General features: G+C 73.1%; 14 protein-coding genes and 2 tRNA genes. 11 read left to right on the top strand and 5 right to left on the bottom strand.

Features of this window, described 5'->3' with window-relative positions; translation table 11 throughout:
- The first annotated feature begins 53 nt into the window (after positions 1–53).
- Entirely contained in the window at positions 54–1,505 is a 1,452-nt protein-coding gene (locus FHS87_RS18195) for an N-acyl-D-amino-acid deacylase family protein (protein ID WP_184520815.1), read from the top strand.
- 9 nt (positions 1,506–1,514) lie between these two features.
- Here FHS87_RS18195 and FHS87_RS18190 read toward each other — a convergent pair whose 3' ends face one another.
- The 3 genes from FHS87_RS18190 to FHS87_RS18180 form a co-directional block, all read right to left on the bottom strand.
- Positions 1,515–2,846 carry a cytochrome P450 gene (locus FHS87_RS18190; protein ID WP_221300085.1) on the bottom strand — a complete coding sequence of 444 codons (1,332 nt, stop codon included), beginning with the start codon at positions 2,844–2,846 and terminating at the stop codon, positions 1,515–1,517.
- A 162-nt stretch (positions 2,847–3,008) separates the two neighbouring features.
- Positions 3,009–3,791, bottom strand: a complete 783-nt coding sequence (locus FHS87_RS18185) for a lytic transglycosylase domain-containing protein (RefSeq protein ID WP_184520814.1) — start codon at positions 3,789–3,791, stop codon at positions 3,009–3,011.
- Positions 3,792–4,023: 232 nt separating this feature from the next.
- Entirely contained in the window at positions 4,024–4,902 is an 879-nt protein-coding gene (locus tag FHS87_RS18180) for an N-formylglutamate amidohydrolase (protein WP_184520813.1), read from the bottom strand.
- Positions 4,903–5,047: 145 nt separating this feature from the next.
- Between FHS87_RS18180 and FHS87_RS18175 the strand changes: the two genes are divergently transcribed.
- A tRNA-Val gene (locus FHS87_RS18175) sits at positions 5,048–5,122 on the top strand.
- 89 nt (positions 5,123–5,211) lie between these two features.
- On the opposite strand, the gene tyrS is transcribed toward FHS87_RS18175, so the two are convergent.
- Positions 5,212–6,435, bottom strand: a complete 1,224-nt coding sequence (tyrS, locus tag FHS87_RS18170) for a tyrosine--tRNA ligase (RefSeq protein WP_184520836.1) — start codon at positions 6,433–6,435, stop codon at positions 5,212–5,214.
- Positions 6,436–6,489: 54 nt separating this feature from the next.
- Here tyrS and FHS87_RS18165 point away from each other — a divergent pair, with 54 nt between their 5' ends.
- Positions 6,490–7,596: an anhydro-N-acetylmuramic acid kinase gene (locus tag FHS87_RS18165; protein ID WP_456306622.1), complete on the top strand. Its 1,107-nt coding sequence runs from the start codon at positions 6,490–6,492 to the stop codon at positions 7,594–7,596.
- 56 nt (positions 7,597–7,652) lie between these two features.
- Here FHS87_RS18165 and FHS87_RS18160 read toward each other — a convergent pair whose 3' ends face one another.
- Positions 7,653–8,321, bottom strand: coding sequence for an alpha/beta hydrolase (locus FHS87_RS18160; RefSeq protein WP_184520811.1), 669 nt, complete (start codon positions 8,319–8,321; stop codon positions 7,653–7,655).
- A gap of 428 nt (positions 8,322–8,749) precedes the next feature.
- Between FHS87_RS18160 and FHS87_RS18155 the strand changes: the two genes are divergently transcribed.
- From FHS87_RS18155 to FHS87_RS18120, 8 genes are all read left to right on the top strand, one after another.
- Entirely contained in the window at positions 8,750–9,214 is a 465-nt protein-coding gene (locus FHS87_RS18155; protein ID WP_184520810.1) for an Rrf2 family transcriptional regulator, read from the top strand.
- The gene (locus FHS87_RS18150) at positions 9,211–10,290 is read left to right on the top strand and encodes a cysteine desulfurase family protein (RefSeq protein WP_184520809.1); all 1,080 of its coding nucleotides are present in this window, start codon (positions 9,211–9,213) and stop codon (positions 10,288–10,290) included. Before FHS87_RS18155 ends, FHS87_RS18150 begins: the two co-directional genes overlap by 4 nt.
- A gap of 108 nt (positions 10,291–10,398) precedes the next feature.
- Positions 10,399–11,583, top strand: a complete 1,185-nt coding sequence (locus tag FHS87_RS18145) for a cysteine desulfurase family protein (RefSeq protein WP_184520808.1) — start codon at positions 10,399–10,401, stop codon at positions 11,581–11,583.
- A gap of 8 nt (positions 11,584–11,591) precedes the next feature.
- Positions 11,592–11,918 carry a ferredoxin family 2Fe-2S iron-sulfur cluster binding protein gene (locus FHS87_RS18140; protein ID WP_184520807.1) on the top strand — a complete coding sequence of 109 codons (327 nt, stop codon included), beginning with the start codon at positions 11,592–11,594 and terminating at the stop codon, positions 11,916–11,918.
- Positions 11,915–12,607 carry a TenA family protein gene (locus FHS87_RS18135; protein WP_184520806.1) on the top strand — a complete coding sequence of 231 codons (693 nt, stop codon included), beginning with the start codon at positions 11,915–11,917 and terminating at the stop codon, positions 12,605–12,607. Before FHS87_RS18140 ends, FHS87_RS18135 begins: the two co-directional genes overlap by 4 nt.
- Before the next feature lie 31 nt (positions 12,608–12,638).
- The gene (mnmA, locus tag FHS87_RS18130) at positions 12,639–13,751 is read left to right on the top strand and encodes a tRNA 2-thiouridine(34) synthase MnmA (protein ID WP_184520805.1); all 1,113 of its coding nucleotides are present in this window, start codon (positions 12,639–12,641) and stop codon (positions 13,749–13,751) included.
- A 29-nt stretch (positions 13,752–13,780) separates the two neighbouring features.
- Positions 13,781–13,857 (top strand) — tRNA-Met (locus FHS87_RS18125).
- A 411-nt stretch (positions 13,858–14,268) separates the two neighbouring features.
- Positions 14,269–15,522, top strand: coding sequence for a D-amino acid dehydrogenase (locus FHS87_RS18120; RefSeq protein ID WP_184520804.1), 1,254 nt, complete (start codon positions 14,269–14,271; stop codon positions 15,520–15,522).
- Positions 15,523–15,538: the final 16 nt, after the last annotated feature.

The following is a 15,538-nucleotide window of genomic DNA, read 5'->3' as shown; positions in this document are numbered from 1 at the left end:
GATCGCCGGGGCCGCCGGGGCCAGTATGCCGCCCTTCCCGGAAAGGCGGCACCATGGCCCTGCGCTGCGACACGATCATCCGCGACGCCACCCTCTTCGACGGCACAGGCACGGCGCGCCGGGTGGGCGATGTCGGGCTGCGCGGGGACCGGATCGTGGGGGTGGGCGACCTCGGCGGGGCGAGCGCGGACCGGGAGGTGATCGCGACCGGCAAGGCCGTTGCCCCCGGCTTCATCGACAGCCACACGCATGACGACCGCGCCGTGCTCTGCGGGCCGGACTGCACGACCTGCAAGACGAGCCAGGGCGTGACGACGGTGGTGGTGGGGAATTGCGGCGTCAGCCTCTCCCCCGCGCGCCTGACCTCGCGGCCGATTCCGCCGCTTGACCTGCTGGGGGACGAGAGCTGGTACGTCTTCGACAGCTTCGGCGACTATGCCCATGCGCTGCGGACCAGGGGAACGGAGGTGAACACCTTCGCCTTCGTCGGCCACCAGACGCTCCGCGCGCGCGTCATGGAGAACGACGTCTACCGCCCCGCGAAGGACGCCGAGATCGCGCGGATGCACGACCTCGTGCGGCAATCCATGGGGGAGGGGGCGAGCGGCTTCTCGACCGGCCTGTACTATCCCCCGAACGCCCATGCGACGACGGAGGAGGTGATCGCGGTGGCCGAGGCCATCCGGCCCTTCGGCGGCCTCTACTGCACCCATATGCGCGACGAGGCGGACCGCATCCTCGCCTCCATCGAGGAGACGGCGAAGATCGGCAAGCGCGCGGGGGTGGCCGTGCATGTCAGCCACCACAAGTGCTCCATGCCCGAGAACTACGGCCGCTCCACCCAGACCCTGCCGCTGCTGGCGGAATTCGCCCGCACGCAGGACCTCGCCTTCGACGTCTATCCCTATCCCGCCGGCTCCACCGTGCTGATGCCGGACAAGCTGCGGGACGACGTGGAGGTGATGATCACCTGGTCCGTCCCGCATCCCGAGATGGCAGGGAAGTACCTGCGGGACGTGGCGCGCGGCTGGAACACCGACATCAAGACCGCCGCCTCCCGCCTCCTGCCGGCGGGGCAGGTGACCTGGCAGATGGACGAGGAGGACGTGCGCCGGATTATGGCGCACCCGCTCTCCGTCATCGGCTCGGACGGCATCCCGCATGACGAGCACCCGCATCCCCGCCTCTGGGGTACCTTCCCGCGCGTGCTCGGGCACTACGTGCGCGACGTCAGGCTGTTCAGCCTGGAGACCGCCATCCACAAGATGACCGGCCGCGCCGCGGAGATCTTCGGCATGGTGGACCGCGGCGTGCTGCGGGAGGGCGCCTTCGCCGATATCGTCCTCTTCGACCCCCACACGGTGCGGGATCGCGCCACCTTCGAGAACCCGAAGCAGCTCTCCGAGGGGATCGAGGAGGTCTGGTGCAACGGCGTGCCCACCTATGCCGCCGCGCGCGGGGCGACGGGGGAGAAGCCGGGCCGGCTGGTGACGCGCAACCACTGAGGGCGTGCTTCAGCCCGTGCGGAAGCGCAGCCCGTAGGCGCTGAGGGTTCCCGGCAGCCGGTCCCCCGGCCCGATCCCCTCGGCGCCGAGGGGGGTGAAGGCGCGGCGGCGCAGCAGGGCGGCGAGCATCGCCGTGCTCAGCAGGAGGGTGAGGTTCCGCCCGGGGCAGTTCGCCGGCCCGTCGCTGAAGGGCACGAGCCCCTCGTCCTCCGGCCGGCCGGAGAGCCAGAGATCGGGGTCGAAGCGGTGTGCCTGGGGCAGCCGCGTCTCGTCGCGGTGGAAGAAGGGCGCGTAGACCACGATCCCCGTGCCCTTCCGCATCCGCCCCCCCTCCCACTCCACGTCCTCCACGGCCTCGCGGAGGATCACGGGGGTGGTCGGCCAGAGGCGCAGCGTGTCGAGCAGGCAGGCGCGCAGGAAGGGGCGCTCGGCCGGCCCGGCCTCCGCGATGTCCCCCTCCGCCCGCCCCCGCAGGGCGGGATGGGTGCCGAGCAGGGCGAGGGTGCGGAAGGTGGCGCGCGCCGGGGAGTCCAGCGCGAAGAGCCATTGCGGCACCTGCCCCGCCGGGTCCGTGCCGGGCGCGGCCCGGGCGGCGGGGAAGAGGGCGGCGAGGCTGCCCGGCTCGGCGCGCCCGAGATGCGCCTCCAGCCGAGCGCGGAAGCGGGCGCGGAGGCGGGGATGGCCGGGGTGCAGGAAAGCCCAGTTCGCGTCGGCCCGCAGGCGGGAGAGGGCGTCGGTGAGGCGGTGGTCGTCCCGCGCGCCCTCGCCCAGCACCACGCGCCGCGCCATGCGCCACCAGGCCGTGGCGAAGCGGCCCCAGTCCAGCTCGCCGAAATGGTCGGCGGCCTCAACCAGTTCCGTCGCCTCGTCCTCGGCCACCTGATGGAAACGCTCGGCCAGGCGGTGCATGGGGCAGGGGGCGTCGAGCACCGCCTCGTTGAAGGGGCGGCGCCGGGCGCGGTCGGCGGAGGGAGAGATGAGCACGCCGGTCGGCTGGAAATGCGAGAGGGCGGAGCGCTTCTCGTCGCTGGCCGGGGAATAGGGTTCGGGCGTGAGGGCGAGCACGCGCGAGACATGGGCGGGCGAGAGGATCAGGGCGTAGGGATGCAGCGGGATCGGCAGGATCAGCGGCCCGTCGCCGTGCCGGTCCCGCAGGGCGCGCATGGTCTCCACCGCGCGCCGGTCCAGCCCCATGGACTGCGCCATGGCGACCACGGGCGGGCGGCGCAGCAGGACGCCCTTGCCCAGCAGCGGCAGCACCACGGAAAGCATGACGCGCGCCGTCTCGCCCAGGCTCGCCCGCGGGATCGAGCCCCCGCTTCCCATCCGCGTGGCTGCCATGACCAGAACCCCTCGCCCCTGCCCTCGGTGAGCGCGACAGGGCAGGGGCGGGTTGCGGCGCGCCGGGGCCGGGGCGGCTCGCGCCTCTCGGCCCGGCACCCCGGGTACGGGCTCAGTCCCGCACCCCGGGTGCGGGCTTAGCCCCGCACCCCGGGTGCGGGCTTAGCCCCGCACCCCGGGCAGGCCACGCAGGAGGGAGGGCGAGGGGCCGGTGGCGAGGGGGATCGCCATGGCGCGGTAGGCGTCGAGGCCCCGCCCGCGCTCGCCTTCCGCCATCGCGCCCGGGCTGCGGATGATGGTGGGCGGCGGAGCGGAACGGATGCTCATCCCGGCCAGGGAGGCCGTGACGGGAGCGCCCATGGCAGGGGGGCGGGGCGTGTTGGACCAGCCGGGCTGCCAGGCCGGTGCGCTCCCGGCCTGGCGCTGCTCCTCGGGCCAGCGCAGCGCCACCTGGGCGCGGTAGGCCTCGGCGCGGCTCGGCGTGTGGCTGTGGTAGTGGCCGGCGGCGGTCATCCAGTCCCCGCTCGCCGCCTTCAGCTCGGAGAGGAAGCGGGCGGCGTAGCGGGCATTGGCCATGGGATCGAAGGCCTCCTCGATCGAGGAGAAGGCGTTGGGGTGGTGGTGCAGGTTGATCTGCATGCAGCCGACATCGATGATCCGCATCCCCCCCGCCCGGAGCTGCCGCACCTCGGCAACCGCTTCCGCCTTGCCCGGGAAGTATTTGCCGGCCCCCTCGGCGTTCATCGTCCAGGGATAGGGGCCGGTCTCGCCCGTCACGGGATCGCGCCGGCCGGATTCGACGCGGCCGATGGCGGCCAGGAGCCCGGCGGGAAGCCCGTATTCACGCTCTGCCGAGGCGATCGCGGCGCGGCAGAGCGCCATCGGCGAGGGCTGGGCGAGGACGGTGCCGGGGAGCAGGAGGAGGAGGAAGGCGAGGAGGCGCATGCCCCTCCCTGCTCAAGAGCCGTGCCAGAAGAGCCGTGCCGGAGCTATCCGCTTTCCGTGATGCTGCAATGCGGGAAAGGTCTTGCGAAACCCTGGGGCGGAGCCTACGTTGTGCATCGCAGCAACGCGATGTTGTCGCGTTGTTGTCTTTCTTGGACGTTTCCTCCCTAAACTCGGCGGTGCCTCTGGCACCGCCTCTTTTTTTGCCCGCATGCCCGGGCAGCGGGGGAGATCAGGGCTTCAGGAAGGACCAGTCCTCGGCCGCCAGCCGCTGCACCATCCGGTCCATGTCCGCGCGCAGGCCCTCCAGCCCGGGGAGGCGCTGGATCCGACGCTCGTCCATGTAGAGGCTCCGCGCGATCTCGAGCTGGATCACATGGACGCCCTCCCGCGGACGGCCGTAATGCCGGGTGACGTAGCCGCCGGCATAGGGATCGTTCCGGCGGAGGCGGTAGCCGAGTCCGCCGAGCGTCTCCTCCAGCAGGCGCGTCGCGCGCGGGCCCGCCGAGGTGCCGTGGGCGTCGCCGAGGATCATGTCCGCCGCCCGCCCGGGCTCGCCGGGGAGGGAGGGCATGGAATGGCAGTCGATCAATAAGCAGCAGCCGAATCGGCGCACCGTCTCCCCGATCAGCCCGGAAAGGGCGGCGTGATAGGGTTCCCAGAGCGCCCGGATGCGGTCGGCGGCCTCGTTGAAGGAGAGGCGGCGGCGGTAGACCGTCTCGCCGCTGGCCACCACGCGCGCGATCGTGCCGAGCCCGGCGCCGACGCGGGGGGAGGCGCTGTTGACGAAATCCGGCAGCGGCCCGTCGAACATGCCGGGGTCCAGCTCCCAGGCCTCGCGATTCGCGTCGCAGTAGACGCGAGGGAAGGTGGCCGAGAGCAGCGGCACCCCGTGCGAGGGCGCGTCGGCGAAGAGTTCCTCGACGAATCCGTCCTCCGACCGTCGTAGCGAGACCGGGTCCAGCCGGCTGGCGGCGAGGAAGGAGGCGGGATAGTGCCGCCCCGAATGCGGCGAGGCCAGGACCAGCGGCGCGGCCTGGAGCGGCGGCCTCTCCAGCAGGAAAGGCGGGGGCGTGCTGGCCTCGGCAGGGGCCTGGATGGGTCCGTCCATTCCGCCCCGAATCACCACAGCCGCGCGCAACTGTCACGCCCGATGCGTTGCCTGCGCCTTCGGGCTTGCCGGGCCGCGAAGGGCAGGCTAAAGGGGCCGCCCCGACGCCGCGCTCCCCGGAGCACGGCGACGGAACCCGGCGGATGGGCGCATAGCTCAGCGGGAGAGCACCACCTTGACACGGTGGGGGTCACAGGTTCAATCCCTGTTGCGCCCACCATCCGCCTGTTTTCAAAGCACAGTTTGAGTTTTCCAGTGGCGGCCACCACCCGGGGCAGCCGCGCCCCTGCGCGGCCGCCGGGGCGGGGCTCAGCCCGCCCGCACCAGCACGTGGCGCTTCCGCCCGGCCGAGAGCTTCGCCGCCCCGTCCCGCAGGTCCGCCTCCGTCACCTCCCGCAGGAGGTCGGTCACCACCTCGTCGTTCAGCCGCAGCCCGGACTGGCCGATCAGGCGCCGCGCCTCGCCCTTGCTGGCCGCGAGGCCGGCGGAGACGGCGAGATCCAGCAGCCCGGCGGGCAGGGGGGCGGTGATGCTCGGCAGGCTCTCCGCCGCGCCGCCGCCCTCGAAGGTGGTCCGGGCGGTCTCGGCGGCGGCCTCGGCGGCCTCGCGCCCGTGCAGCAGGGCGGTGGCCTCGGTCGCCAGGATCTTCTTCGCCTCGTTCACCTCGGCCCCCTGCAGGGCGGCGAGGCGCGAGACCTCCTCCATCGGCATCTCGGTGAAGAGGCGGAGGAAGCGGCCGACATCCGCGTCCTCCGTGTTCCGCCAGAACTGCCAGTAGTCGTAGGGGGAGAGGCGGTCGGGGTTCAGCCAGACGGCGCCCGAGGCCGTCTTGCCCATCTTCGCGCCGGAGGCCGTGGCGAGCAGCGGGGTGGTGGCGCCGAAGACCTCCGCCGCGTCGATGCGGCGGCACAGCTCCACCCCCATCACGATGTTCCCCCACTGGTCGCTGCCGCCCATCTGGAGGGCGACGCCGTGGCGGCGGCGCAGCTCCAGGAAGTCGTAGGACTGGAGGAGCATGTAGTTGAATTCGAGGAAGGAGAGCGGCTGGTCGCGGTCCAGCCGCAGCCGCACGCTGTCCATCGTCAGCATGCGGTTCACGCTGAAGTGCCGCCCGACATCGCGCAGGAAGGGGATGTAGGCCAGCCCGTCCAGCCAAGCCGCGTTGTCCAGCATCACAGCGTCCGAGCTGCCCCCGCCGAATTGGAGGAAGGAGGCGAAGGTGCGGCGGATGCCAGCCTTGTTCACCTCGATCTGCTCCTCCGTCAGGAGCTGGCGCCCCTCGTCGCGGCCGGAGGGATCGCCGATCTTCGTCGTGCCGCCGCCCAGCAGCGCCACGGGCTTGTGGCCGCACTTCTGCAGCAGGCGCAGCAGCATGATCGGCAGGAGATGGCCGACATGCAGGCTGTCCGCCGTGCAGTCGAAGCCGACATAGGCGGGCAGGACTCCCTGGGCCATGCGGGCGGAGAGGGCGGCCTCGTCCGTCACCTGATGGATGTAGCCGCGCTCTCGGGCGAGGTGCAGGAAGCTGTTCATCTCGGTCACTCGGGCTTTGCGAAGCGCGCGGGCCGTAGCACAAGTGCCGCCATGCTGCGAACCATCGGGCTGATGAGCGGCACCTCGCTGGACGGGGTGGACGCTGCCTATGTCGAGACGGATGGCGAGCGGATCGGGCGCTTCGGCCCGACCCTCACCATCCCCTATCCGCCCGCGCTCCGCCGGGACCTGCGCGCCCTGCTGGACGCCGCCCCCGGCCTCCATGCCGAAGGGCGGCTGGCGGAGGACCCCGGCCTGCTCGACTGCGCGCGCCGCCTGACGGAGCGCCACGCGGAGGCGGTGGAGCGGCTCGGCATGCGCGCCGACCTCATCGGCTTCCACGGCCAGACGATCCTGCACCGCCCCGCCACGCGCCCGGGCGAGCGCGGCCACACCTGGCAGATCGGCGACCCCGCCCTGCTGGCCCGCCGCACGGGGGTGGAGGTGGTGCACGATTTCCGCTCGGCCGACGTGGCCGCGGGCGGGCAGGGGGCGCCGCTCGTGCCCGTCTTCCACCGCGTGCTGGCCGAATCGCTTCCCAAGCCCGTGGCGATCCTGAACCTGGGCGGGGTGGGCAATGTCACCTGGATCGGGCCGGACGGGGAACTGATCGCCTTCGACACCGGCCCCGCCAACGGCCCGCTGGACGACTGGGCCCGCCGCTCCCTCGGCCAGGATTATGACCGGGACGGGCTGCTCGCCCTCTCCGGCCAGGCCGACGGGGCGGTGCTGGCGCGGCTGATGGCCCATCCCTACCTCGCCGCGCCGCCGCCCAAGTCGCTGGACCGGCTCGATTTCGACGCGGCGCTGCGCGAATCCGGGGCCGGCGCGCTCTCCCCGGCTGATGGCGCGGCGACCCTGGCGGCCTTCTGCGCCGTCTGCGTCGGCGCGGCGGCGCGGCACTTCCCGGACCCGCCGCTGCAATGGCTGGTCGCGGGCGGGGGGCGGCGGAATCCCGCCCTCATGAAGGCGCTGGCCGGGATGCTCGGCGCGCCCGTGCGCCCGGTGGAGGTGGTCGGCTGGGACGGGGACGCGCTGGAGGCCCAGGCCTTCGGCGTGCTCGCGGCGCGGGTCGCGCGCGACCTGCCGCTCACCTTTCCCGGCACGACCGGGGCGCCCCGCCCGCTCACCGGCGGGCGGCGTGTGCCGGCGCTCGCCTGAACAAAAAAGGGGCGGCGCCCCTGCGGACGCCGCCCCCTCCCGGGATGGGTTCCCGATCAGTCCGCCGCCATGGACATGCGGGCGCGGTTGAGCACCGTCGTCACATGGTCCTCGGTGGCTTCGGCCACCTTCTCCGTCTGCTCCGGCGTGAAGACGTGGCCGGCGCCGGGCATGGTGCGGTAGTCGATCTTGATGCCCTTCTGGGTGTTCAGCTTGTCCACCAGCTTCCGCACGGAGGGCTCCGGCACCAGCTCGTCCGCCTCGCCGTGGAGGATGAGGCCGGAGCAGGGGCAGGGGGCCAGGAAGCCGAAGTCGTAGTGGCTCGCCGGGGCCGCGATGGAGACGAAGCCGCCCATTTCCGGCCGCCGCATCAGCACCTGCATGCCGACATAGGCGCCGAAGGAGTAGCCGGCGACCCAGAGCATGGAGGCCGCGGGGTTCACCGCCTGGAGGAAGTCGAGCGCGGCCGTTGCGTCGGAGATCTCGCCGATGCCACCGTCGTACCGGCCCTGGCTCTTGCCCACGCCGCGAAAGTTGAAGCGGAGCGTGGAGAAGCCCATCCCGCGGAACCGCTCGTACATCGCGTGCACCACGCGGTTGTTCATGGTGCCGCCGTGCAGGGGATGGGGGTGCAGGATCAGGGCAGTGGGAGCATTGGGCTGCTTGGCGTGGTGGTAGCGACCCTCGAGCCGGCCGTCAGGGCCGGCAAACATTACCTCGGGCATCATCACCTTCCGCCCCGGAGGGGCGTTTTTCTGGGGCAGGCCGGGCCCCCACGGCCAGAACCGAGAGGGACCGCCCCGCCTGATTTCATCACCGCAGGCATCCCGACCCGGCGGAACGGGTTCCACCCGCGACCGTGACGGGGTCCGCGGGCGCAACCCGTTCCGCCAGACGGAAACCGGGCCGGGGGCACAGGGTTGGGGCCGTCACGCCACGCGCAGAGATTTTTGCGCCAGGGGTGAGGACGCCGAACCGGCTCCGGGGATGCCTTGCGTCCCGCGCGGCCTTTCGGTCTGCGAGACAGGCGCAATATAGGGAGCGCTGGGCGAGATTCATAACCAAATCATGGCAGGGCCACCTCTTTCAGCGCGCATGGCTGCCGGTCGCACCGGTTCGGGCTTCCCGCGCACCGCGCTTCGGCGGGGTTGAGATGCGGCTGTCCACCCGCGGCCGCTACGCCGTGACCGCCCTTACCGAAATGGCCCGGCGCGGGCCGGACGGGAACGGCGCGCCCGTGACCCTGGCCGAGATCGCGCAGTCCCAGATGCTCTCCACCGCCTATCTCGAGCAGCTCTTCGGCCGGCTGCGCCGGGCGGGGCTGGTGCGCTCGGCGCGCGGCCCCGGGGGCGGCTACCGCCTCGCCCGCCCCGCCTCCTCGATCACGGTGGCCGAGGTGGTCGAGGCAGTGGACGACACGATCGCGGGAGGGGCCGAGATGCTGGAATCGCCCGAGATGCCCCCGGACCAGCGCGACCTCTGGCGCGCACTCGGCGAGCAGGTGCGGCTCTTCCTCTCCGCCATCAGCCTGCAGGACGTGGTGGAGGGGCGCACGCTCGGCCGGGCGGTGCCGGTTCCGGGCGGCCCCGCCGAGCCCCCGGGGGAGGAGGGAGGGTGAGCCTCTATCTCGACGCCAACGCCACCGAGCCGCTGCGCCCCGAGGCGAGGGAGGCCGCGATCGCCGCGATGGATCTGGCGGGCAATCCCTCCTCCGTCCATGCCGAGGGGCGCGCGGCCCGGCGTGTGCTGGAAGAGGCCCGCGCCCGCGTGGCCGCCCGATTCGGCGCGGCGCCGCGGGACGTGGTCTTCACCTCCGGCGGCACGGAGGCGAGCGCGCTGGCCATCGCCTCCCTGCGCCGGGGGAGGCGGGTGCTGGCCGGCGCCACCGAGCACCCGGCCGTGCTCCGCGCCGCCGAGGAGGCGGAGACCCTGCCCGTGCTGGGCGACGGCACGCTCGACCTCGCGGCGCTGGAGGCGGCGCTGGCCGGCGGCCCGCCCGCCCTCGTTCTCGCCATGGTGGCGAACAACGAGACCGGGGTGATCCACCCTGTTACCGCCATCGCGGATCTCTGCCGCCGCCACGGCGCCCTGCTTCATCTCGATGCCGTCCAGGCGGCCGGGCGCGTCCCGCTGGACCTCGGGGCGTCGGGCGCCGACAGCATGGCGATCTCCGGCCACAAGCTCGGCGGTCCCAAGGGCGCGGGCGCGCTGCTGCTGCGCCCCGGGCTGGACCTCGCCCCGCTGCTCGCGGGCGGCGGGCAGGAGCGGGGGCGGCGCGGCGGGACGGAGGCGCTGCCCGCCATCGCCGGCCTTGGCGTCGCCGCGGCCGCCGCGGACCCGGCCGCCGCCGCCGCGCTGGCGGGGCTGCGCGACGCGATCGAGGCCGGGCTCGGCTTGCCCGTGGCCGGGGCCGGGGCGCCGCGGCTGCCGAATACGAGCTGCGTCGCCCTTCCCGGGACGGGCGCCGAGACGCAGGTGATCGCCCTCGACCTCCTGGGGGTGCGCGTCTCGGCCGGCGCGGCCTGCTCCTCGGGCAAGGTGTCGCGCAGCCCGGTGCTGGCCGCCATGGGGCTCGGCGCGATGGCCGGGGAGGCAATCCGCGTCTCGCTCCCCTGGAACGCCCCGCCGGATGCGGCGGCGCGCTTCCTCGCCGCCCATGCGGCCATGCGGGAGAGGCTCGCGCGCGCGGCCTGATCCGATTGCCGGGCCGGGCCGGCGCGCGCGCGGATGGCGCGACAGGCGCGGGGCGGACCCGCGCGGGTAGCCCTCGTCCTGGCGCCCCGGATCGCCCATCTTGGCCGCATGAGCGACGCTGCGAACCGCCCAGCCTATCTCGACAACCACGCCACCACGCCGGCCGACCCGCGCGTGCTGGCCGCCATGCGCCCGTGGTGGGAGGCGAATTTCGCCAATCCCGCCAGCATCGAGCATGCCATGGGTCGCGAGGCCGAGGCGGCGGTGGAGGCGGCGCGCGGCCATGTCGCCGCGCTGATCGGGGCGGAGCCGCGGGAGGTGGTCTTCACCTCCGGCGCGACCGAATCGAACAACCTGGCCATCAAGGGGGCGGCGCGCTTCGCCGCCGCCCAGAGCACCGAGCGCCGGCGGATCATCACCCTGGCGACCGAGCACAAATGCGTCCTCGAATGCGTGCGCGACCTCGCCGCCGAGGGCTTCGAGCCCGTGGTGCTGCCCGTCCGCCCGGACGGGCTGCTGGACCCCGAGGCGCTGCGGGAGGCGCTGGCGACCCCCACCCTCCTCGTCAGCGTCATGGCCGTGAACAACGAGATCGGCGTGGTGCAGGACATCGCGGCCATCGCCGCCATGGCGCGCGGGGCGGGGGCGCTGTTCCACACGGATGCCGCCCAGGCCGCCGCCCGCCTGCCGCTGGACGTGGAAGCGATGGGGATCGACCTCCTCTCCCTCTCCGCCCACAAGGTCTACGGGCCCAAGGGGATCGGCGCGCTCTATGTCCGCCGGCGCCCGCGGGTGCGGCTGGCCCCCCTCTTCTCCGGCGGCGGGCAGGAGAGGGGGCTGCGCTCGGGCACTCTGCCGGCCCCGCTCGTCATCGGCTTCGGGGAGGCCGCGCGGGTCGCCCGGTTGGAGATGAGGCTGGACGAGGGCCGCGCCGCCCAGCAGCGGGACCGCCTGCTCGCCGCGCTGGAGGCCGAGATCCCGGGCATCCGGGTGAACGGGGACCGGGAGCGGCGCGTGGCGGGGAACCTCAACCTCACCCTGCCCGGCGGGGTGGACGCGCAGGCGGTGATGGCGGCAGCGCCGGGGGTTTGCGTCTCCACCGGCAGCGCCTGCTCCTCGGCCAGCGTGGAGCCCTCCTACGTGCTCCGCGCCCTCGGCCTGCCGGCGGATGAGGCGCGCGCGACCTTGCGGATCGGCATCGGCCGTTTTACCTCGCCCGCCGAGGTGGGACGGGCGGCCGCGGAGTTGGCACGCGCTTGGCATTCCGTGCGCCACCAGATAGCGGCCGAGTAGGAGAGACCATGCCCAAGATGACCTTCGTCGAGCGGGACGGAACGCGCCGCGAGGTGGAGGCGCCGCTCGGGTTGTCGGTGCTGGAGATCGCGCACAAGCACGGGGTGGATATCGAGGGCGCCTGCGAGGGCAGCCTCGCCTGCTCCACCTGCCACGTCATCGTGGACGCGTCCTGGTTCCCCAAGCTGGAGACCCCGACCGAGGACGAGGAGGACATGCTCGACCTCGCCTTCGACCTGCAGGAGACGAGCCGGCTGGGCTGCCAGCTCATCATGACGGACAAGCTGGACGGGCTGGTGGTGAAGCTGCCCGCCGGCAGCCGCAACGCCGGGTGACGGGGCCCGTCCCCTACGGGCGGGAAGGCGGGCTCTTCCGCGCCCTCCGCGCCGGCGCGGCGCGGGAATGGGATGCCTATTGCTGGCACCCCTTCGTGCGGGGGCTGGCCGAGGGCACGCTGCCGCTCGCCGCCTTCCGCCGCTACCTCGTGCAGGACTATCTCTTCCTCGTGCAGTTCGCCCGCGCCCAGGCGCTGGCGGTGGTGAAGGCCGAGAGCCTGGAGGCCATGCGCGCCAAGGGCGCCGTGGTGCAGGCCATTCTCGACGAAACGAAGCTCCACCTCGTCTACTGCCGTGAGTGGGGGCTGGACGAGGTGGCGGTGCTGGCCGAGGCGGAGGCGCCGGAGACGGTGGGCTACACGCGCTGGGTGATGGACCAGGGCTTCCGGGGCGACATCCTCGACCTGGAGGTCGCCCTCGCCCCTTGCACGATCGGCTATGGCGAGGTCGCCATGCGGATCGAGGCGCATCCCGGCCGGGTGCGGGACGGCAATCCCTATGAGAACTGGATCGTCCAGTATGCCGGCGCCGACTACCAGGCCGTGGCGCGCGGGGCCGCCGCGCGGCTGGACGCGTTGGGCGACACCCATGGCGGCGCGGCCCGCCTGGCCTCCCTGACCCGCCTCTTCGCCGAGGCCTCGCGGCTGGAGGCGGATTTCTGGCAGATGGGGCTGAACGCGACGCCATGAGGATCATGGTCGCCCCCCGAAAGGCGAAGCCTTGAGGATCATGGTCGCAATGTCCGGCGGCGTGGACAGCAGCGTCGTCGCCGGGCTGCTGGCGGAGGCGGGGCACGAGGTCATCGGCGCCACCCTCCAGCTCTACGACCACGGCGCGGCGATCCAGAAGAAGGGCGCCTGCTGCGCCGGCCAGGACATTCACGACGCCCGCGACGTGGCCGACCGGCTGGGCATCGCGCACTACGTGCTGGACCGCGAGAGCCGGTTCCGCGACGCCGTGATCGGCGACTTCGCCGACAGCTACGCGCGCGGCGAGACGCCCATTCCCTGCGTGCGCTGCAACCAGACCGTCAAGTTCCAGGACCTCGTGGCCCTCGCCCGCGATCTCGGCTGCGAGGCGCTGGCCACGGGCCACTACGCCCGCCGGCTGGAAGGGCCGGATGGCCCGGAGCTGCGCCGCGCCGCCGATCCCGCTCGGGACCAGTCCTACTTCCTCTTCGCCACCACGCGGGAGCAGCTCGCCTTCGCGCGCTTCCCCCTGGGCGACATGCCGGACAAGGCCGCGGTGCGTCGGGAGGCGGTGCGGCTGGGGCTCGCGGTCGCCGAGAAGCCTGATAGCCAGGACATCTGCTTCGTCCCGGAGGGCCGCTACCACGACCTCGTCGCGAAGCTGCGGCCGGAGGCGGCGGAGGCCGGGGAGATCGTGGACACGGAGGGGCGCGTGCTCGGCCGCCACCAGGGCATGGCCCGCTACACCGTGGGGCAGGCGAGGGGCCTCGGCCTTCCCAACAAGGCAGGCGGCGAGGCCGGGCTGCGCGTCGCCGCGCTGGATGCCGCGCGCCGCCGGATCGTCGTCGCCCCGGCCGCCTCGATCCCGGTGGCCGAAGTGCCGGTGGGGGAGGTGAACTGGCTAAGCAGCCCTCCCGCCGCCCCTTTCCGCGCCGAGGCGAAGTTCCGCGCCCGCGAGGTGCCGCAGCCCGTGACGGCCGAGTGGGATGCCGCCTCGGCGCAGCTCGTCGTGCGCCCGGACCGGCCGGTGATCTCCGCCCCCGGACAGGGCTGCGTGCTCTATGACGGGGATCGCGTGCTGGGCGGCGGCTTCATTCGCGCGCATCGCCGCGAGGAGGTTGACGCGGCGGCACCGGCGGCCTAATTCGCGCGTCCCGGCAGGCGGCTGACTCTGGCGGGGTAGCTCAGCTGGTTAGAGCACGGCACTCATAATGCCGGGGTCACCGGTTCAAGTCCGGTTCCCGCTACCAGACATCGCCGCCTGCCGGTTTCCCTCTTCCAGCAGCTTCCCGACGGCACGTTGCGTGCGGTCGCGCTCGTTCAGGCCGGTTTCCCGGGAGGGGAAGCCGGACGGACCGGCGTCTCGGCCATGTGCCGGGGCGGGATGCGGGGCGGCTCCGGCCGCGGCTGCGCGGTCCGGAGGGCCGCCGGTTGCGGCGGCTGGGGGGTCAGGGCGATCGCCAGCCAGAGGTGCAGGGCCCGCCGATTGGAGCGCCCCGTGTCGAGGTCTCTTTCCATCCCCGGTATATGACGCGGGCGGGGCCGACTCGTCGCTAACACAGGATGAAACGCGCGTGGGGCGGACGCGCCGCCCCCGGAGCAGTGGACTTCCTGCGCGAATCCCGCAACCTCGCGGGCGTGACGCGCGCGGAGATGATCGCATGAAGGTCCTGGTCCTCGGCAGCGGGGTGATCGGCGTGACCACCGCCTGGTACCTCGCCCGTGCCGGGCACGAGGTGGTGGTGGTGGACCGGCAGGACGGGGCGGGGAAGGAGACGAGCTTCGCCAATGCGGGGCAGCTCTCCTACGGCTACTCCTCCCCCTGGGCGGGGCCGGGCGTGCCGATGAAGGCGGTGAAGTGGCTGCTGATGCACCACCGCCCCTTCGTCTTCTGGCCGCGCCCGGACCCGGAAATGCTCTCCTGGCTCGCCCGCATGGCCGCGAACTGCACGGAGCGCGCCTATCGCCGCAACAAGGGGCGCATGGTGCGCGTGGCGGAGTACAGCCGCGTGGCGCTCGCCGAGTTGCGCGCGGAGACGGGGATCGAGTTCGACCACCGCGCGCGGGGGACCGTGCAGCTCTTCCGCACGCAGAAGCAGCTCGACGCCGTTGGGGGCGATACCGCCGTGCTGGACGAGTACGGCGTCCCCTGGGAATTGCTGGACCCCGCGGGCTGCATCGCGGCCGAGCCGGCGCTCGCGCGGGTGAGGGAGCGCTTCGTCGGCGGGCTGCGCCTGCCCCAGGATGAGACGGGTGACGCCTTCCTCTTTACCCAGCGCCTGGCGGAGATGGCGCGGGCAAAGGGTGTTGAGTTCCACCTCGGCGTCTCCGTGGCGGCCATCCGCACCGAGGGCGGGCGGGTGACGGCGGTGGAGACGGATCACGGGGACTTCGCGGCAGATGCCTATGTCGCGGCGCTGGGCAGCCATACCCCCGCCCTGCTGCGCCCCCTCGGGCTGCGCCTGCCGGTCTATCCCATCAAGGGCTACTCGCTCACCCTGCCCGTGACGGAGGAAGCGGCCGCGCCCGTCTCCACCGTGATGGACGAGACCTACAAGATCGCGATCACCCGGCTCGGGGACCGCATCCGCGTGGGCGGCACGGCGGAGATCGCGGGCTTCAGCACACGGCTGCGCGCCCCCCGGCGGGAGACGCTGGAACACTCCGTGCGCGACCTCTTCCCCGAGGGAGGCGACATCGCCGCCGCCCGCTTCTGGACGGGGCTGCGGCCAATGACGCCGGACGGCACGCCGGTGATCGGGAGGACGCCCCTGGCCAATCTCTATACCAATACCGGCCACGGAACGCTCGGCTGGACCATGGCCTGCGGCTCCGGCCGCGTGCTGGCCGACATCGTCTCCGGCCGGGTGCCGGAGATCGAGACGGCCGATCTCGGCCTCTCGCGCTACGGCTGAGGCGCCCCCCTTGGCA

The organism is Muricoccus pecuniae (assembly GCF_014199205.1).
GTDB classification, from domain to species: domain Bacteria; phylum Pseudomonadota; class Alphaproteobacteria; order Acetobacterales; family Acetobacteraceae; genus Roseomonas; species Roseomonas pecuniae.
This window is presented reverse-complemented; position numbering and strand designations above follow the sequence as displayed.